The following is a 16,928-nucleotide window of genomic DNA, read 5'->3' on the forward strand; positions in this document are numbered from 1 at the left end:
CCGTTGGCGCAGCGCTATTGCGCCAGCATGGCGCGAAAGCGCGTGAGGGCCAGTGCCAGGAAGAGCGCGCCGGCCGCCGTGATGCCGAGCAATTGCGGCCATACCACGTCGACGCCCGCGCCGCGAAACAGGATGGCCTGCGTCAGCGTGACGAACTGCGTGGTGGGCAGCCATTGCACCACCGGTTGCATGGCGGCAGGCATGCTCTCAACCGGCGTGGCCGCGCCCGAGAGCAGATAGGCCACGGCGTAGGTGGGCACGGCCAGCAAGCCAAACTGCGGCATGGCCGGCGCCAGCGTCGCCAGCCACATTCCCAGCGCCGTTGCCGAGAACAGATACAGCGCTGTGCTGAGCGCGAACAACGCCATCGATCCCCGCAGTGGCACCCCGAGCCACAGGTTCACCACCAGCCATAGCGACAACAGCGCGACGACGATGATGACGGTGCCATTGGCGACGATCTTGGCGGCCGCGATCTCGCTGGCGCGTACCGGCATGACCAGCAGGTGTTCGATGGTGCCGTGCTCGCGCTCGCGGATCACCGCGGCGCCCACCAGGATGATGGACAGCACCGTGATGTTGACCACGATCTGCATGGTCGAGGTGAACCAGTAGGACTCGGTATTGGGGTTGAACAGCACGCGCGCCACGGCGGTCGCAGGCAATTGCGCCTCGATGTCGCGCGCGCGCAGGAAGGCCAGCGTCTCGCTGGTCAGGATCTCCTGCAGGTAGGCGCTGCCCAGCCCGGCCTGCGTCATCGCGGTGGCGTCCACCAGCAGCTGGAGCGCCGGCGCACGGCCGGCCAGGACGTCGGCCTCGAAGCGTGGCGGGATTTCGAGCGCGAAGATGTAGCTGCCACGGTCGAGCGCGGCGTCGACCTGGCCACGCGCCACATCCACGGGCGGCTTGAAGTACGGCGGCTGGATGGCATCGCGCAGGCGGCGCGACAGTGCCGAATGATCGCCATCGACAATGGCGACGGAGGCATTCGAGACCTCGGCCTTGATGCCCTTGGCCACCGAATCGATCGCGAGGGTGAACGCAAACACGATCAGAAGCATCAGCGTGGCATCGCTGAACAGGCTGAAGATCTCCTTGCGGCTGAGCCGGGCCACATTCTTGAGCCATTGCACCATCGCTACGCCTCCTGCTTGCGCAACAGGCAGCGCGCCCCGACCAGGTAGACCAGGGCAAAGCCGCCCAGCGCCAGGTACATGGCACTGAAGCCGTCCGCACCCAGCCCCTTGGTGAAGGTGCCCAGGCTGATGAGCTGGAACCACGACGACGGAAATCCCAGCCCCACCCAATAGCCGCTGCCAGTCAGCGTGGAGACCGGATAGAGCAGGCCGCAGAAGTTGACCGACGGAATCAGGCACACGATGGCGGTGCCGAAAATCGCGGCCACCTGCGAGCGCACGAAGGTCGACATCAGCAAGCCCAGACCGGTCGCGGCCAGGATGAACAGCAGCGCGCCGAGCGACAACGCCAGGAAGGAGCCCTTGAGCGGTACCTGCAGCAAGGTGACGGTCAGTGCCACCAGCACCAGGTAGGCCAGCATGGCCAGCCCCACGTAAGGTAACTGCTTGCCCACCAGATATTCGCCGACGCTGGCGGGCGAGGCATAGAGATTGGTAATGGAGCCCATCTCCTTTTCGCGTACCACGCCGAGCGCCGTCAGCATGGTCGGAATCAGGATCAGGGCGAGCATGATGATGCCCGGCGTGATGGCGTAGATGCTGCGGAACTGCTCGTTGTAGACAAAGCGCGTTTCCACTCCGACCGGCAGCGCGGGTGCGGACACGGGCAGCGCGCCGATGCGCGCCTGGGCATAGCCAAGCAGCGCGGCATTGACATAGCTGCGCACCGTGGCGCCCGGGAATGGGCTCGAGCCGTCGATATGGAACGCGATTTCCGGACGGCGCCCCGCCAGCAGGTCGCGGCCGAAATCGGGCGGGATCTCCACCACGAGCGAGGCGTCGGCGGCGCGCAGCGTATGCCTTGCCTGCGCGTCGTCGTGCACGCTGCCCGCCGCGACGAAATAGCGCGAGCCGGCGAACTGTTCAAGCAGTTCGCGGCTGGCCAGGCTCCGGTCGCGATCGAGCACGGCAAAGCGTACGTTTTCCACGTCGAACGATACGCTCCAGGCCGCGGCCAGCAGCAGCACCACGGGGCCGACGATGGCAAAGGCAAGCCGCAGCCGGTCGCGCGCGAGCTCGATGGATTCGCGTCGGGCAAAGGCCCAGATACGTGCCAGCGCGGCCGCGGCGGTGCGGGCGGGTGGCACGGATTGACGGCCGTGGGCGCGGTCGCGCTCGTGATCCTGATCGTGCGCCGGCATGCGCGCGGCATGCGGCGGTGCCGGGGCGAGGGCAGGGGGCGTGGCGGAAGGAGGGGCCGACGGGAGGGCCGAAGGGAGGGCCGACGGGAGGGCCGAAGGAGGGGGTGACTTGGCCGGCGGTTCGGCGTCTTCCAGGTACGCCACGAAGGCGTCTTCCAGCGTCTGCGCCTGGCGCCGTGCGCGCAGTTCTTCGGGCGTGCCCACCGCGAGCACGCGGCCCCGGTGCATGAAGGAGATGCGGTCGCAACGAGCCGCCTCGTTCATGAAGTGCGTGGAGACGAAGATGGTCACCCGCTGCTCGCGCGACAGCTTCACAAGATGACGCCAGAACATGTCGCGCGCGCCGGGGTCGACGCCGGAGGTCGGCTCGTCCAGGATCAGCACTTCCGGACCGTGCAGGCAGGCCGCGGCCAGCTGTAGCCGCTGGCGGATGCCGAGCGAGAGCGCGGCCGGACGCTCGCTGGCGCAGGGCGCGAGGTCGAATTGCGCCAGGGCCTGCGTGACCGCGGCGCGCGCACGCGCGCCCTCCATGTGATACAGCCGCGCATGCAGGTCGAGGTTCTGGCGCACCGTCAGTTCCTCGTACAGCGAGAACGACTGCGACATATAGCCGACGCGCATGCGCGTGCGCATGTCGCGGGCATCGATCGACTGGCCCAGCAGCCGGGCGCTGCCGCTGGTGACGTCGAGCAGGCCGGTCAGCATCTTCATGGTGGTGGTCTTGCCGCAGCCGTTGGAGCCGAGAAAGCCGAAGATCTCGCCGCGCTCGATGCGGAAGCTGACGTGGTCGACCGCGACAAAGTCGCCGAAGCGCCGCGTCAGCCCTTCCGCCTCGATGGCTGGCGCACCGTCCGTGGGTGCGCGCGGCGGCATGACCAGGCCGGCGGCGTCGCCGCGCCGCGCCGCCGGCAGCAGCGAGACATAGGCCTGTTCGAGGTCGTCGGTGCCCGCGCGCCGCAAGACGGCGGCCGTGCTGTCGCTGACCAGGACCCGGCCCTGGTCCATCGCCACCACGTGCGCGAAGCGCTGCGCTTCTTCCATGTAGGCGGTGGCCACGATCACGCTCATGCCGTGCTGCTCGGCGCGCAGTTCGTCGACCAGCGTCCAGAACTGCCGGCGCGACAACGGGTCGACGCCGGTCGTGGGTTCATCGAGGATGAGCAGGTCCGGGTTGCGTACCAGCGCGCAGCACAGGCCAAGCTTCTGCTTCATGCCGCCCGACAGTTTGCCGGCCGGGCGGTCGGGGAAGGGCGCGAGGCCGGTGGCATCGAGCAGCCGGCGAATGCGCGCCGCGCGCTCGCGCGCGGCGAGGCCGAACAGGCGCGCGAAGAAATCGACGTTCTCGTATACCGACAGGGTGGGATAGAGATTGCGCCCGAGCCCTTGCGGCATGTATGCCACGCGCGGCAGGATCGACTCGCGCTGGATGCGATCCCGCAGGTCGGCGCCGAGTACCCGCGCGTGTCCCTGCTGGATGTGCTTGACACCGGCGATCACGGCCAGCAGCGTCGATTTGCCGACGCCGTCGGGACCGATCAGGCCAATCGTGCTACCGCCCGGCAACTGCAGCGAGATATCCTCCAGCGCGCGCGTGGCACCGTACCGGTGCGCCAGGCCTGCCACGCGGATGGCGTCGGGCGCCGCGTTGCCGCGCGTGCTCCCGCTCGAGTCGCTGCTCGTGCCGCTCGCGTCGCCGCGGTCCGGGTCCGTGCTCACGCGCTATTCTCCGTGCACCGCCAGCGCCGCCGGCCACGGCGTACCCGGATCGAGCCGGACATAGCCGTCGCCGGTCATCCCGGCCTTCAGACGCGGCGCCAGCTTGCGCGCGGTCTCAGGCGTCAACTGCAGCTTGACGCGGTACATCAGCCGCGCGCGCTCGGTCTCGGTCTCGACGTACTTGGGCGTGAACTGCGCCGCGCCGGCGATATAGCCGATGCGGGCGGGAATGGCTTCGTGGGGAAACGCGTCCAGCACGATACGGGCCGGCGCGCCGATAGCCAGCTGGCCCGCCTGCGGACCGGGCAGGAAGATGGTGAAGTAGATGTCGTCCGGATTCAGCAGCGAGGCCACGCGTCCGCCCGCCGGCAACACCGTGCCGACCTCCACCACGCGATATTCGACGCGGCCCGCCACCGGCGCCACCACCGTGGTTTCCGCCAGCATGGCATGCAGGCGCGCAACCTGGGCGTCCGCTTCGGCGATGGCGGCTTGCGCCTCGCCCAGTGCCGCGCGCGCGCCGTCCACGCCCGCGCGTTCGCCCTCCACGGCGAGCCGCCGGCGATCGCGCTCCACTGCGGATACCTGCCCGTCGCCGAACAGCTTGACGGTCTCGGACCACTCGAGGGTGGCCAGGCGCTGGCGGGCGATGCGGGCATCGGTCTCGGCGCGGGCCCGCTGGGCGGCGTCGGCCGCGCGGGTGCGCGCCGCCCTGGCGGCCGCCATCTGGGCGCGCAGCTCCGCATCGTCCTGGCGGGCCACCATTGCCCCGGCGGCCAGCACATCGCCTTCGCGCACGGGCAACTCGACCACGCGGCCGCCGTACTTGACGGCCACGTCGACCCGCGCCATTTCGAGGCGACCGTTGGCGTGGACGACCGTAGCCGGCCACCGCTCTCCCTGGCCGAATTTCCACCACCACAGGGTCGTCGCGGCGAGCAGGACGATGAGCGAGGCCAGGAGGGCCCAACGGAGCTTGTTATGCATTGCAGGCAGCGTAGCACTCGCGTACGCGCTTCCCTTGATCCGTCTCAAGGCAGCACGCATTGGAGGTCGGGCGGCGTGGCGCCCGGGCCGCCCGCCCATCGCCTGCGCTTGGCCCCATCGGCCGCCGCTCGGCCCTGATCGGCGCCCCGACCGGCCCCCCGATCGGCCCCAATCGGACCACCCGCCCCTTGACCCTCCCAAGTGACCCCTCCCAAGTGACCCTCCCAAGTGACCCTCGCAAGTGACCCTCGCAAGTGACCCGCGCGTGGCGGGATTGCCATGACCTGGCGTACCATTTCCGCTCGATTCCCAACCATCGGTTGCAAATATGGACAAGGCCCGGGTGCTGACGATGTTCCTTGGCGTGGTACGCGCCAGAAGTTTTGCGCAGGCGGCGGTGGAGGCCGGCGTGACGCCGCAGGCGGTCAGCAAGGCGGTGCGCACGCTGGAGGATGAACTCGGCGTACGGCTGCTGCATCGGACCACGCGCAAGCTGAGCCTGACCACCGAGGGCGCGCGGCTGTTCGAGCTGGCGGACCCCGGCATGCGGCAGCTCGACGAAGCGCTCGAACAGGTGCGCAGCAGCAAGAGCGAGGACGACGGCATGGTGCGCCTGACGGCGCCGCACTCGGTGGCGGCACGCGTCCTGGTGCCGCTGATCCACGGGTTTCGGACGCAGTATCCCGGCATCACGTTCGATGTGGTGGTCAGCGATCTGTTTACCGATCTGGTCGAGTCCAGAATCGATGTGGGCTTTCGCGCTGGCACCAGTCCCGGGCAGAACCTGGTCGCGCGCAAGCTGTGCGATCTGCCGCTGCTGATCTGCGCCTCGCCCGAATACCTGGCGAAGCACGGCGAACCAAAGGATGCGGACGACCTGTTGCGGCACCCGTGCACGGGCTTCCGCCGGCCCGCCACGGGACGCCTGGTGCCATGGGAACTGATGATCGACGAGGACCTGGTCTACCTCGAAGTGCCGGCCGTGGCCGCGTTCAACGACGTGGAAACCGAAATTCAGGCGGTGCGCGCGGGCATGGGCATCGGGCAGTTGTCGGCCTACATGATTCATGACGACCTCAAGGCGGGCCGCCTGGTGTCGATTCTGCCGCAGTACAGCAGCAACAACGTCGGTCTCTACATGTACTACCCGCATCGCACGCACATCCCGGTGCGGGTGCGGCGCTTTATCGATTTCGTGGCGGCGGCGAGCCGTGGCTCGGAGCACTCGCTGCTCGGTCTGGCCGGCACCTCGATCGCTGCCGCGCCCATGCCGGCAAGGCGGCGCAAGGCAGGCCGCGCATAGCGGGGAGCGGGGAGCGGGACGCCGGCGAGGTCCCGGGTGGCATGGCGCTCGCCGGCGTGCCGCCACCGGCGACCGGACATGGGTCTTGTCAGTTTTAGAACGAACGTTATAGAATCGGGCCAACAGCGTTTGCTGCCCTGGGTCGATGCCACCTGGCAGGCAGCCGGAGACAGCGGCGCGCGCCGCGACAGGCCCATCGATGACAACAGGCGAACCCGAAGTCGAGCCCACGCGCCGCCCCGGCGGCATGACGCGGCACGCGCCCACGCCGGGGCGTACGTGGCGGGGTCTCTGCTGGGCCGGACTGAGCCTCACCATCTTTGCCGGCTGGTTTGTGGTGACGCGCCTGAGCGTGACGCGCGAGTTGCGCGTGTGGGATGTCGCGGCGCTGCGCTTCGGCATCGGTGCGGTGGTCCTGTTGCCGGTGTTGCTCGCGGGCCGGCGCCGCCTGGCGCCGCGGCAGTGGGCCGAAGGCCTGCTCTATGCGTGCCTGTGGGGCATCCCGTTCGTGCTGGCGGTGGCCTTCGGCCTGCAGATCACCTCGGCCCGGCGCGCGGCCGCCATTACGCCGGCGATGATGCCGGTCTTCGCTGGTGTCATCGCCTGGCTGGTCTGGCGCGAGCACCAGGGTGCGCGGCGCTGGTGCGGGTTTGCCGCCATCGTCGGCGGCCTGACGTGCCTGGTGGCCACGGGGGTGGCCGCGGAAGGCGGCGTGCATCCGCTCGGCATCGGTGCCCTGTTCCTTGCCGCGGCGATGTGGGCGGTCTACACCTTGCTGTTTCGACGCAGCAGCCTGACGCCGGTCCAGTCCGCCGCATTGATCTGCTTCTGGTCGGCGCTGCTGTTCCTGCCCGTCTATATCCTGGGCGGCCTGAGCCGCCTGGCCCTGGCATCGACCGGCGAAATCGCGCTGCAGGCGACCTATCAGGGGCTGCTGATGAGCGGTGTGGCGATCGTCGCCTTCAACCGTTCCGTCGCGTTGCTGGGGCCGTCGACGTCCACCGCGATCATTGCGCTGATTCCGGGCGCGGCGGCGCTGGCCGCCATCCCGGTACTGGGTGAACATCCCAGCGGGACGGAAACCATCGCCATCGCGGCGGTCGTGCTTGGCGTGCTACTGGCCACGGGCGCATCGGCCCGACCCGCGACCCTATCGACTTCCCCCACGACGACACTGCCCTCATGATCCGTTTCTATTTCCATCCGACCCCGAACCCGGCCAAGGTCGCGCTGCTGCTCGAAGAAACAGGCATGCGCTACGAGGCCATCCCGGTCGACACCAGCAAGGGCGAGCAGCATGCGCCGGCGTTTCGCGCCATCAATCCCAACGGCAAGGTACCGGCCATCGTCGACACCGAGGGCCCCGGCGGTCGGGAGGCCCGGGTGTTCGACTCGACGGCGATCCTGATCTACCTGGCCGAGAAGGACGGACAGTTCCTCGGTACCGCCGAGGATCGTCCCGAACTGCTGTCCTGGCTGCTGTTTATCGCCTCGGGCCTGGGGCCGTTCTCGGGGCAGGCGGTGCATTTCCAGCATGCCGCGCCCGATGGACTGGACTATGCGGTCAACCGCTACCGCCGCGAGGTCGATCGCCATTACCAGGTCCTCAACGACCATCTGGCGGGCCGCGCGTTTATCGTCGGCGACCAGTACACCATCGCCGATATGTCGGCCTGGGGCTGGATCGATCGGGCCGCGCGCGTGCGCAAGGGCGCCGAGGATCCGCTCGCACCGTTCCCCGAACTCCGGCGCTGGTTCGCCGGCATCGACGCCCGCCCGGCCGTCGCGCGGGCCCGGGCGCTGGCCAGGAGCCATGTGTTCAAGACGGTCAACGACGAAGAGACCCGACGCGCGCTGTTTCCCTCCAACTATCCGCTGGACGCGGCACAAGGAGCCTGACATGCAATGGCAGAACAAACGTGTGCTGATCACCGGCGGCTCCAGCGGCATCGGCTTTGCCCTGGCAGAAGCGCTGCTTGCGCGCGGGGCCAGAGTGTTTATCACGGGCCGGCGCCAGGCTGCGCTCGACGACGCCTTGCAGCGCCTGCCCGCGGCCGGCGGCACCTGTGCTGACGTCGGCACGGCGGAAGGGCGCGCCACCACGATCGAGGCGGCCACCGCATGGCTGGGCGGTCTGGACATCCTCGTCAACAACGCGGGTGGCGTGCGGGCCGGCCGACTGGAGCAGACCGCCGCCGCCGATATCGAACAGATGGTGACCGTGGACCTGCTTGCGCCAATCCTGCTCACGCAGGCCGCGCTCGGCGCGTTGCGGGCCAGCGGCGATGGCATGGTGGTCAACGTTGCCTCGGGCATTGCGCTGGTGGGCGCACCGTTCTATGCGACCTATGCCGCGGTCAAGGCCGGTCTGGCACGCTTTGGCGAGTCGCTGCGGCGCGAGCTGAAGGGCGAGGGCATTCATGTGCTGACGGTTTACCCCGGTGCCACCGATACGCCGATGATGCGCTCCAATCGCGCGGGCCCCGAGCTGGGCTTTTCGCGCGAGCCGGCCGCAGCGGTGGCGGCGGCCATTGTCGAGGGCATCGAGACGAACGCCTTCGAGGTGATTCGCGGTGGCGAGGCGCGCGCCCAGATGATCGCGCTCAACCGCACCGATCCCGCCGCGGTGGATGCGCGCTTTCTGGGCCTCAAGCCCGCGCTGGAAGCCGCGGTCAGGGATCACAGCGCGCTATGATGCGTCGGTATCGACCAACGACGTAACGAGGTACGGACATGGCACGCCCGAAGGCGTTCGACGAAGCCGCCGCGCTGGACATTGCGATCCAGTGCTTCTGGTCGCGCGGGTACGAAGCGACCTCGATGCGCGACCTGGCCGAGGCCATGTCCATTTCCGGCCCGAGTCTCTACAACGCCTTCGGTGACAAGCGCATGCTGTACCGCAAGGCGCTCGACCACTACATCCAGCGCGGCTTCTGCGAACGGGTCAGGCGCTTCGAGGCGCAGCTCTCGCCGCGCGCGGCCATCGAAGCGTTCTTCGACGAGATCATTGCGCTCTCGCTGACCGACGCGCAGCACAAGGGCTGCATGATCGTGAACTCGGCGCTGGAACTGGCCCCGCACGATCCGGAGTTTCGCGACGCGTTGCAGGACGTCCTGCGCGATATGGAAGCGTTCTTCCTGCGCTGCGTTACCGCCGGCCAGGCCAGCGGCGAAATCGCTTCGCAGCAGCCGGCGGACGATCTGGCCCGCATGCTGCTGGGCCTGTTGATGGGATTGCGCGTGCTGGCACGTTCGCGCCCGGAGCCCGAACTGCTGCGCGGACTGCTGCGGCCGGCGCTGGCCATGCTGGAAGGATCCCGCCCCACCCGACCAAGGAGTCACCATTGATTGAACTCTATTACTGGCCTACGCCCAATGGCCACAAGATCACCATGTTTCTGGAGGAGGTCGGGCTCGACTACGAGATCCACCCCATCGATATCAGCGCCGGCGATCAGTTCCGGCCGGAGTTCCTGGCCTTCTCGCCGAACAACCGCATGCCCGCCATCATCGACCGTCGGCCAGCCGACGGCGGCGAGCCGGTGACCGTGTTCGAGTCGGGTGCGATCCTGGTCTATCTGGCGGAGAAGACCGGACGATTCCTGCCGAGCGAACTGCGCCTCCGCAAGACCGTGCTCGAATGGCTGTTCTGGCAGGTGGGCGGCCTGGGGCCGATGGCCGGACAGAATCATCACTTCGGCATCTACGCGCCGGAGAAGCTGCCCTATGCCATCGCGCGCTATGTGAACGAGACCAACCGCCTGTACGGCGTGATGGACCGACGCCTGGCCACGCACGCCTTCCTGGGTGGCGATGCATACTCGATCGCCGATATGGCCGCGTACCCGTGGGTGGTGCCCTGGAAGCGGCAACAGCAGGACCTCGATGCCTTTCCGCATCTGCGGCGCTGGTTCGACGCCATCCGGGAGCGTCCCGCCACGGTGCGGGCGTACGCGCGCGGCGAGCCCTACTCGGCGCGGCCCGCGGTCACCGAGGAAGGCAAGAAGATCCTGTTCGGACAGACGGCCGCGGGTCCGCGGCAATCGGCCGCCTGAGGGGGGCGGCGGCATCGATGGCGCGCTGCCGCCGCCCGGCGGCCCATCAGTCGCCCATCAGCCGCCCATCAGCCGCCCATCAGCCGCCAATCAGGGCCGCGGGTACCCGAGGGCCGCGTAGTTACTTCTGCGACAGGATCCAGCCTGCCAGCGCCGCCAGGTCGGCGTCCGGCACCTGCGTCTGCGGGGGCATCGGCACCGCCCCCCACTTGCCGCTGCCGCCGGCCTTGATGCTCGCGGCGAGTTGCTGGGCGTTCTTCGAGCCGTCCTTGTACCTGGCGGCGATCTCCTTCCACGACGGTCCGACCAGGCGTTTGTCGGCCTGGTGACAGCCGATGCATGCGTACTTCTGCGCCAGCGCTTCGCTGGCGAGCGCGTGCTGACCAGGGCCGGCCAGCATGGTCGCGCACAGGGCAAGCGGGACAACGATCTTCTTGTTCATCGGTGGGGGCTCCGTCGTCAGGTGGTCTTGAGGGCGTCGGCGGGCAGCGGATAGGTGCGGAAACGCTTGCCCGTGGCGGCATGCACGGCATTGAGCAGGGCCGGTGCGACCACCACCGTGCTGAGTTCGCCCATACCGCCCGGCGTGGCCTCGCTGGCCACGAGGTGCACATCCATGACGGGCATCTCGTTGATGCGCAGGGCCTGGTAGTCGTGGAAATTGCTCTGCATCACGCGGCCGTTCTCGATGGTGAGCTTGCCGTACAGGGCGGCCGTGAGGCCGTAGACCAGGCCGCTCTGGGTCTGCGCGATCACGCCATCGGGATGGATGGCCTGCCCGCAGTCCACCGCCGTGACGATGCGCCTGACCGCAAGCTGGCCTTCCTTGCTGACCGCCACCTCGACCACCGCTGCCGCGTAGCTGCCCCAGGCGTCCGCCACGCACACGCCCATGCCGCTGCCGGCGGGCAGCTTGTTACCCCAGCCGGCCTTCTGCGCCGCGAGGTCGAGTACCGCCAGCGCACGCGGCTGTCTGGCCAGCATGGCGCGCCGGTATGCCACCGGATCCTGCCCCGCCGCATTGGCCAGTTCGTCGATAAAGCCCTCGGTCACGAACACGTTGTGGGTGGGGCCGACGCCGCGCCAGTTGCCGGTGCCAAGGCCAGCGGGCGGTTCCGCCCGCACAAACTCCACATACTTGGTCGGGATGTCGTAGGGCGTTTCGCTGGCCTCGATGGCATCGCCATCGATGTCCTTGACCCACACCGGCGCATAGCGCGTGATCACCGCCGAACCCGCAAAGCGATGGCTGAGCGCCATCACGCGGCCGCTCTTGTCGAGCACGGCGGACATTTCGTCGCGGAAGAACGGCCGGTACATGTCGTGCTGGATATCCTCCTCGCGGCTCCAGATCACCTTGACCGGGTGCTTCACCTGCGTGCCGATCTTCGCCGCCTGCTCGACGTAGTCTGCTTCCAGCCGGCGGCCAAAGCCGCCGCCGATCAGGAAATTGTTGACGGTAACCTTCTCCACCGGCAGGCCGGTGGCGCGCGCCGCAAACTGCTGCGCGCGTGCCGGCGCCTGGCTGCCCACCCAGATCTCGCAGCGGCCGTCGTGCACATGCACGGTACAGTTGATCGGCTCCATCGTGGTATGCGCCAGCGGCGGCGCCAGGTAGACCGCATCGACGCGCCGGGCGCCGAGGCCGACCGCCTTGCTGAAATCGCCGGTGTTGTGCGCGACCTGGCCTTTGCTCTTGAGCGCCTGTTCGAGCTGGCTGGCCCACGCCGCGTTGGAGAAGGCCGCGTTGGGGCCCTCGTCCCACTGGATCGCGAGCGCGGCCAGTCCCTTCTTGGCGGCGCCGTTGTGATCGGCCACCACCGCCACCGCGTCGTCGAGCCTGACCACCTGGCGCACGCCCTTGACGGCGAGCGCCTTGCTGTCGTCCACGCTCTTCAGCTTGCCGCCGAACACGGGGCAGGCCGCCACGGCCGCCACCTTCATGCCGGGCACCACGGCGTCGATGCCGAACTTCGCGCTGCCATCGACCTTGCCCCTGGCATCGAGCCGATGCACCGACTTGCCGATGACCCGGTATTGCGACGGCGGCTTGAGCGCCACGTCGTGCGGCACCGGCACCTTCGCGGCGGCGTCGACCAGCGCGCCATAGCCCAGCTTGCGGCCGGTCGGGACATGGATGACCTGGCCGTTCTCGGCCCGGCACGTATCGGGCGACACGTTCCAGCGTTGCGCCGCGGCCTGGATCAGCATGACGCGCGCGGTGGCGCCGGCGGCGCGCATCTGCGGCCACGCGGCGCGCACCGAGGCCGAGCCGCCGGTCACCTGCAGCTTGTAGAGCGGGTGGCCGTAGACCTGCTCGTCGGGCGGCGCGGGGACCACGGCGATGGTTTCGGGACGCACCTCGAGTTCCTCGGCCACCAGCATCGGGATCGAGGTGTACGTGCCCTGGCCCATTTCGGTATAGGGCACCGTCACCGTGACCTTGCCATCGCGCGCGATGGTGACGAAGGCGTTGGGCTTGAACACCGGTGCGGCCGCCGGCGTGGCGGCCGCGGCATCCGGCACGAACATTGGCAGATGGGCGGCGATCATCAGACCGCCGCCGGCGGCCGCGCTGGCGACGAGGAACAGGCGCCGCGCGGACGATGCGGGCGCATCGGGCCGGGCATCGCTCGGCACGCCGGTGGGGCCGTCGGTTGGGCCGTCGGTTGGGCCGTCGGTCGGCGCATGGGAAGGAAGGCTGGTCGTCATGCTGCCACCTTCGCGGTTGTGTTGCCCGTCGCCGCCTCCTTGATGGCGGCCTTGATGCGGGCATAGGTGCCGCAGCGGCAGATGTTGCCGGACATGGCGGCGTCGATATCGGCGTCGCTCGGATGCGGGTTCGATTTGAGCAGCGCGGTGGCCGACATGATCTGGCCGGACTGGCAGTAGCCGCATTGCGGCACGTCGTGGGCCAGCCATGCGGCCTGGATGCGCGCGCCCGCCGGGGTCTTGCCGATCGCCTCGATGGTGGTGATCTCGGCCGTGCCCACCGACTGTACCGGAGTCACGCACGAGCGGATCGGTTGTCCATTCTGGTGCACGGTGCAGGCGCCGCATAGCGCCATGCCGCAACCGAACTTGGTGCCGGTCATGTGCAGGACGTCGCGGATTACCCAGAGCAGGGGGGTATCGCCGTCCACGTCGACGGTCCGGCTGGTGCCGTTGATCTTCAGGGTGTAACGCATGGGGGCAGCCTCTTCTGATGGGGATGGATGCCGGTGGGCGCCGGCGTGAGCCGATGGTAGGGCAGATGTGTCGCGGCGATTCGCAACTTTCGGTGGATGCAGTCTCTCCTTTGGGGGTGGTTGATCAAGCTCAAGGCGTTAGCAGAGCATGTGCGATCGAGCCGATCATCGCGTCGGGCAGGAACGGCTTCTCGAATAGCGCGGCCGCGCCCATCTGGGCCGCGCGCTCGCGAAAGCCTTCGTCCGACGCGGCGGTCATGAAGATCACCGGCATCTCGTGGCCGGCCGCCCGCAGCGACTCGTACAAGGCAAAGCCGGACATGTTGGGCAGCTCGACATCGGAGATGAGGCACGCGGTATGGGCCAGCAGCGGCGACTGCAGGAACGCTTCCGGCGTGGCGAACAGTGCCGCGGTCAGGCCGAGCGAGCGAATCAGGTTGCCAAGGGCGGCCCTGACGCCAGCGTCGTCATCCACTACCGAGATCAGGCGCGGCAAAGCCAGCATGGGATATCCGGGAGCGCAAGGCCATGTCGCCAATGTATGCGCTCGCGCGCCGTGCGCCGCTACCACCACGGTGCGCGCGCACTACCACCAAGGTGAAGGCGCGCTACGCTTTTTGTGGCGGGCGGCGTTCCGGCGTCATACATTTTCTTCACAGTCTGCTGAAAACAATATCCGGTCATCTGTCCGTGACACGAAGGGGGAACCGTGACTTTCCATGCCGCAGCAAGTGAACCCGGCCCGGCCGGTGACGGACTCGTGCTGGTAGTCGACGACGACTCCGCCATGCGCAAGGCCCTGGCCAACCTGTTCCGCTCGGTGGGCCTGCGTTACGAGGCACTCTCCACAGCCGAGGAACTGCTGGCGATGACGCCGCCCGAGGTCCCGACCTGCCTGGTCCTCGACGTGCGGCTGCGCGGCATGAGCGGGCTCGAGATCCAGGCGCGGCTGCGCCAGCGGCAGCATCCGGTGCCCATCGTGTTCATTTCCGGCTATGCGGACTTCGCCATGGGTGTGGCCGCGATGAAGGGCGGCGCCTCGGATTTCATCGCCAAGCCGTTTCGTGACCAGGAGCTGCTCGATGCCGTGCATCACGCGCTGGCGAGCGACCGCCAGCGGCGCGTGGCGGAAGCGCGCGTGCGGGCACTGCGCGGGCGCTTCGACCAGCTGACGCCGCGCGAGCAGGAGGTGATGTCGCTGGCCACCGCGGGGTTGCTCAACAAGCAGGTGGCGAGCGTGATCGGCATTACCGAGGCGACGGTCAAGATCCATCGCGGGCAGGTGATGCGCAAGATGCAGGCGGCGTCGTTTGCCGAGCTGGTCACGATGGCCGATGCGCTGTGCGTGCGGCGCGCCTCGGCCTGTCTGGCATAGCGCCGCTGCTGGCCGGCATCTCGGCGCCGATTGTGGCGCTGGCTGTGGCGCTGGCTGTGGCGCCGATTGTGGCGCCGATTGTGGCGATGACGATGGCGATGACTGTGACAATGCATGTGGCGATGACCGTGGTGACGAGCGTCATGGCAGGCGCGCTGGCGCTGGCAGCCGCATGGCTGGCGTGGCAGTTGCGTGCGGCGCGGCGCGGCATGCGGCAGCAGCGCGCGGCCTGCGCGCGCCTGCAGGACATGCTTGCGCATGCCGGGCGCGTGGCCACGCTCGGCGAAATGGCCGCTGCCATCGCGCACGAGATCCGCCAGCCGCTGGCGGCGATATCGCTGGAAACGGACGCGTCGCTGCGCTGGCTGGCGCGCGATGCGGTCGACCTGAAAGAGGTATCCGAGTCGCTCGAACGCGTGCGCGGCGAAGCCGAGCGCGCGGAGCGCGTGGTGCGCGGGTTGCGGGCGCTGAGCCGACGGGAAGGGCGCCGGATCGCGTCGCTATCGCTGCGGTCCGCGTGGGAGGAGATGTTGCCGCTGGTGCCGGCGGCGTTGCTGGCGCGCGCGGCGCACATCGAGGTCGACGTGCCGGCCGCGCTGCCGGAAGTGCTGGGAGACCGCGTGCAGATTCAGCAGGTGATGCTCAATCTGCTGACCAATGCCCTGCAGGCGCTGCCCGGCACGGCGGACCGTCCCGGGCTGGTGCATGTCGGCGGACGGACGGCGGACGGCGCGGTGTGGTTCGAGTTGCGCGACAACGGGGCCGGCATCGATCCGCAGCACCTGCCGCGCGTGTTCGATCCGTTTTTCACCACGCGTGCCGACGGCATGGGCATGGGGCTCGCGATCTGCCGCGGCATTATCGAGGCCCACGGCGGCACCATGACGGCGCGCTCGACGCTGGGGTGGACTACCGTGGCGTTTGCCCTGCCGCCGGTCGCGGCGGCAGGGCAAACGCCAGCGCTGGCGTGAGCGGTAGCGCCGAGCCGGCGCTTAGCCCGCCTTGCCCTGCGAACCCAGCACGCGCTGGGCTTCCTGAACCTGCTTCTGCATCTGGGCCTGTGCCGTCTGCTGGCGGCGCGCTTCGGCGCGCGCACGCTCGATGACGGTCCAGTCGGGACCGGCGAACGCCGAGACAGAAGCAAGCAGGGTGGCGACGCCGACGATACTGAGAAGCGAGCGCTTCATTTTTAACTCCATGACAGGTGGGACGAAACCGATGGCTACAGCATGGACCCGTTCTGCTATTGGGTCCAAGACCGATTTCGAATGCCAGCGATAGGGGGTACCAATAGTTTGCGGGTGCACCGGGCGTCACGATAACCGGGTTACGCGCGCGCGCTTTCCGTCCGCGGGGTCGGAATATCGGATTTGCCGGTCGAGGGAAGATCGTCCGCGGCCGAGCCCGGTCGCCGGAGGCCACCATCGTGCGGCCACGTCATTTTGCTGCGCCGCCGTGCGGCCGCAGGGGCGGTCAGGGCCGGACCACGGCCCGGCTAGGTTTGATGCCGGCGGTGCTCTGCTTCCATTCGGAAAACACCGTGTCCAGGCAGTCGAGCGTAGTGCAGGCATCGCGTTGCCTGCGGAAGGCGGCAATATCGGCCTCGCCGATTTTCTGCTCGCGTAATAGCCGTTGTTGATCGGTAAATATGCGGCGATAGCCCATGGAGAGCAGTGCGTGGTCGCAGATCAGGCGCTCCGCGCTGTTGCCGGCGGTATGGGAATTGGGGTCGCAGGTGATATCGATCCCTTGCGCGACCTGTGCGTGCACGACGGGCGTCACGACGGCAAAGACAGCCGCCATCAGGGAAAAACGGAGAAACCGGGGCATTGTGATCAAAATCTGGGCAGCGCGTGCACGCCGCGGCTGCCGGGAGCGGCAATAGTCGCGAGTGTACCGGAGGTGACGCCAAGGAACTCCTGCGATGCTGCAGGGTCAATTGTTGCGTTCGGTTACAATGCTGTGC

17 protein-coding genes are annotated in these 16,928 nt (G+C 68.5%); 8 read left to right on the forward strand and 9 right to left on the reverse strand.

Going from position 1 to position 16,928, the window contains the following annotated elements:
- Positions 1 to 14: 14 nt before the first annotated feature.
- The 3 genes from DFLDMN_RS22275 to DFLDMN_RS22285 all read right to left on the reverse strand — a co-directional run bounded on the left by DFLDMN_RS22275 (position 15) and on the right by DFLDMN_RS22285 (position 5,041).
- A complete protein-coding gene (locus DFLDMN_RS22275) occupies positions 15 to 1,136 on the reverse strand; it encodes an ABC transporter permease (RefSeq protein WP_423200043.1) in 1,122 nt (373 codons plus the stop codon).
- Between the two features lie 2 nt (positions 1,137 to 1,138).
- Positions 1,139 to 3,961: a ribosome-associated ATPase/putative transporter RbbA gene (rbbA, locus tag DFLDMN_RS22280; RefSeq protein ID WP_423200538.1), complete on the reverse strand. Its 2,823-nt coding sequence runs from the start codon at positions 3,959 to 3,961 to the stop codon at positions 1,139 to 1,141.
- Positions 3,962 to 4,057: 96 nt separating this feature from the next.
- Positions 4,058 to 5,041 (reverse strand): HlyD family secretion protein, encoded by a 984-nt coding sequence (locus DFLDMN_RS22285; RefSeq protein ID WP_423200044.1) that lies wholly within the window; start codon positions 5,039 to 5,041, stop codon positions 4,058 to 4,060.
- A 328-nt stretch (positions 5,042 to 5,369) separates the two neighbouring features.
- On the opposite strand from DFLDMN_RS22285, the gene DFLDMN_RS22290 reads away from it, so the two are divergent.
- From DFLDMN_RS22290 to DFLDMN_RS22315, 6 genes are all read left to right on the forward strand, one after another.
- Positions 5,370 to 6,344: a LysR family transcriptional regulator gene (locus tag DFLDMN_RS22290; RefSeq protein ID WP_423200045.1), complete on the forward strand. Its 975-nt coding sequence runs from the start codon at positions 5,370 to 5,372 to the stop codon at positions 6,342 to 6,344.
- A gap of 199 nt (positions 6,345 to 6,543) precedes the next feature.
- A complete protein-coding gene (locus DFLDMN_RS22295) occupies positions 6,544 to 7,530 on the forward strand; it encodes a DMT family transporter (RefSeq protein WP_423200046.1) in 987 nt (328 codons plus the stop codon).
- Positions 7,527 to 8,243 carry a glutathione S-transferase family protein gene (locus DFLDMN_RS22300; protein ID WP_423200047.1) on the forward strand — a complete coding sequence of 239 codons (717 nt, stop codon included), beginning with the start codon at positions 7,527 to 7,529 and terminating at the stop codon, positions 8,241 to 8,243. The genes DFLDMN_RS22295 and DFLDMN_RS22300 overlap by 4 nt, the downstream gene beginning before the upstream one ends.
- Before the next feature lies 1 nt (position 8,244).
- Positions 8,245 to 9,039, forward strand: a complete 795-nt coding sequence (locus tag DFLDMN_RS22305) for an SDR family NAD(P)-dependent oxidoreductase (protein WP_423200048.1) — start codon at positions 8,245 to 8,247, stop codon at positions 9,037 to 9,039.
- 38 nt (positions 9,040 to 9,077) lie between these two features.
- Positions 9,078 to 9,692 (forward strand): TetR/AcrR family transcriptional regulator, encoded by a 615-nt coding sequence (locus DFLDMN_RS22310; protein ID WP_423200049.1) that lies wholly within the window; start codon positions 9,078 to 9,080, stop codon positions 9,690 to 9,692.
- Positions 9,689 to 10,399, forward strand: coding sequence for a glutathione binding-like protein (locus DFLDMN_RS22315; protein ID WP_423200050.1), 711 nt, complete (start codon positions 9,689 to 9,691; stop codon positions 10,397 to 10,399). The genes DFLDMN_RS22310 and DFLDMN_RS22315 overlap by 4 nt, the downstream gene beginning before the upstream one ends.
- A gap of 121 nt (positions 10,400 to 10,520) precedes the next feature.
- On the opposite strand, the gene DFLDMN_RS22320 is transcribed toward DFLDMN_RS22315, so the two are convergent.
- The 4 genes from DFLDMN_RS22320 to DFLDMN_RS22335 form a co-directional block, all read right to left on the reverse strand.
- Positions 10,521 to 10,841, reverse strand: a complete 321-nt coding sequence (locus tag DFLDMN_RS22320; RefSeq protein WP_423200051.1) for a c-type cytochrome — start codon at positions 10,839 to 10,841, stop codon at positions 10,521 to 10,523.
- A gap of 17 nt (positions 10,842 to 10,858) precedes the next feature.
- Positions 10,859 to 13,111, reverse strand: coding sequence for a molybdopterin cofactor-binding domain-containing protein (locus DFLDMN_RS22325; protein WP_423200052.1), 2,253 nt, complete (start codon positions 13,109 to 13,111; stop codon positions 10,859 to 10,861).
- Positions 13,108 to 13,587, reverse strand: a complete 480-nt coding sequence (locus tag DFLDMN_RS22330) for a (2Fe-2S)-binding protein (RefSeq protein ID WP_423200053.1) — start codon at positions 13,585 to 13,587, stop codon at positions 13,108 to 13,110. The genes DFLDMN_RS22325 and DFLDMN_RS22330 overlap by 4 nt, the downstream gene beginning before the upstream one ends.
- A 130-nt stretch (positions 13,588 to 13,717) precedes the next feature.
- Positions 13,718 to 14,092 (reverse strand): response regulator transcription factor, encoded by a 375-nt coding sequence (locus DFLDMN_RS22335; RefSeq protein WP_423200054.1) that lies wholly within the window; start codon positions 14,090 to 14,092, stop codon positions 13,718 to 13,720.
- A gap of 204 nt (positions 14,093 to 14,296) precedes the next feature.
- Here DFLDMN_RS22335 and DFLDMN_RS22340 point away from each other — a divergent pair, with 204 nt between their 5' ends.
- Positions 14,297 to 14,962 (forward strand): response regulator transcription factor, encoded by a 666-nt coding sequence (locus DFLDMN_RS22340; protein WP_423200055.1) that lies wholly within the window; start codon positions 14,297 to 14,299, stop codon positions 14,960 to 14,962.
- A 98-nt stretch (positions 14,963 to 15,060) separates the two neighbouring features.
- On the forward strand, positions 15,061 to 15,933 hold the full coding sequence (locus DFLDMN_RS22345; protein ID WP_423200057.1) for a sensor histidine kinase: 873 nt from the start codon (positions 15,061 to 15,063) through the stop codon (positions 15,931 to 15,933).
- A 21-nt stretch (positions 15,934 to 15,954) separates the two neighbouring features.
- On the opposite strand, the gene DFLDMN_RS22350 is transcribed toward DFLDMN_RS22345, so the two are convergent.
- Both DFLDMN_RS22350 and DFLDMN_RS22355 read right to left on the reverse strand, forming a co-directional pair.
- Positions 15,955 to 16,149 (reverse strand): hypothetical protein, encoded by a 195-nt coding sequence (locus DFLDMN_RS22350; RefSeq protein WP_423200058.1) that lies wholly within the window; start codon positions 16,147 to 16,149, stop codon positions 15,955 to 15,957.
- A gap of 286 nt (positions 16,150 to 16,435) precedes the next feature.
- On the reverse strand, positions 16,436 to 16,765 hold the full coding sequence (locus DFLDMN_RS22355) for a hypothetical protein (protein ID WP_423200059.1): 330 nt from the start codon (positions 16,763 to 16,765) through the stop codon (positions 16,436 to 16,438).
- Positions 16,766 to 16,928: the final 163 nt, after the last annotated feature.

It is taken from the genome of Cupriavidus sp. H19C3, from assembly GCF_049393815.1.
Classification (GTDB): domain Bacteria; phylum Pseudomonadota; class Gammaproteobacteria; order Burkholderiales; family Burkholderiaceae; genus Cupriavidus.

Coding starts and splice junctions, on each gene's coding strand:
- DFLDMN_RS22345 (WP_423200057.1), top strand. CDS start 15,061: ATGACTGTGACAATGCATGTGGCGATGACCGTGGTGACGAGCGTCATG.
- DFLDMN_RS22355 (WP_423200059.1), bottom strand. CDS start 16,765: ATGGCGGCTGTCTTTGCCGTCGTGACGCCCGTCGTGCACGCACAGGTC.
- DFLDMN_RS22325 (WP_423200052.1), bottom strand. CDS start 13,111: ATGACGACCAGCCTTCCTTCCCATGCGCCGACCGACGGCCCAACCGAC.
- DFLDMN_RS22290 (WP_423200045.1), top strand. CDS start 5,370: ATGGACAAGGCCCGGGTGCTGACGATGTTCCTTGGCGTGGTACGCGCC.
- DFLDMN_RS22305 (WP_423200048.1), top strand. CDS start 8,245: ATGCAATGGCAGAACAAACGTGTGCTGATCACCGGCGGCTCCAGCGGC.
- DFLDMN_RS22275 (WP_423200043.1), bottom strand. CDS start 1,136: ATGGTGCAATGGCTCAAGAATGTGGCCCGGCTCAGCCGCAAGGAGATC.
- DFLDMN_RS22285 (WP_423200044.1), bottom strand. CDS start 5,041: ATGCATAACAAGCTCCGTTGGGCCCTCCTGGCCTCGCTCATCGTCCTG.
- DFLDMN_RS22295 (WP_423200046.1), top strand. CDS start 6,544: ATGACAACAGGCGAACCCGAAGTCGAGCCCACGCGCCGCCCCGGCGGC.
- DFLDMN_RS22330 (WP_423200053.1), bottom strand. CDS start 13,587: ATGCGTTACACCCTGAAGATCAACGGCACCAGCCGGACCGTCGACGTG.
- DFLDMN_RS22320 (WP_423200051.1), bottom strand. CDS start 10,841: ATGAACAAGAAGATCGTTGTCCCGCTTGCCCTGTGCGCGACCATGCTG.
- DFLDMN_RS22335 (WP_423200054.1), bottom strand. CDS start 14,092: ATGCTGGCTTTGCCGCGCCTGATCTCGGTAGTGGATGACGACGCTGGC.
- DFLDMN_RS22310 (WP_423200049.1), top strand. CDS start 9,078: ATGGCACGCCCGAAGGCGTTCGACGAAGCCGCCGCGCTGGACATTGCG.
- DFLDMN_RS22350 (WP_423200058.1), bottom strand. CDS start 16,149: ATGAAGCGCTCGCTTCTCAGTATCGTCGGCGTCGCCACCCTGCTTGCT.
- DFLDMN_RS22300 (WP_423200047.1), top strand. CDS start 7,527: ATGATCCGTTTCTATTTCCATCCGACCCCGAACCCGGCCAAGGTCGCG.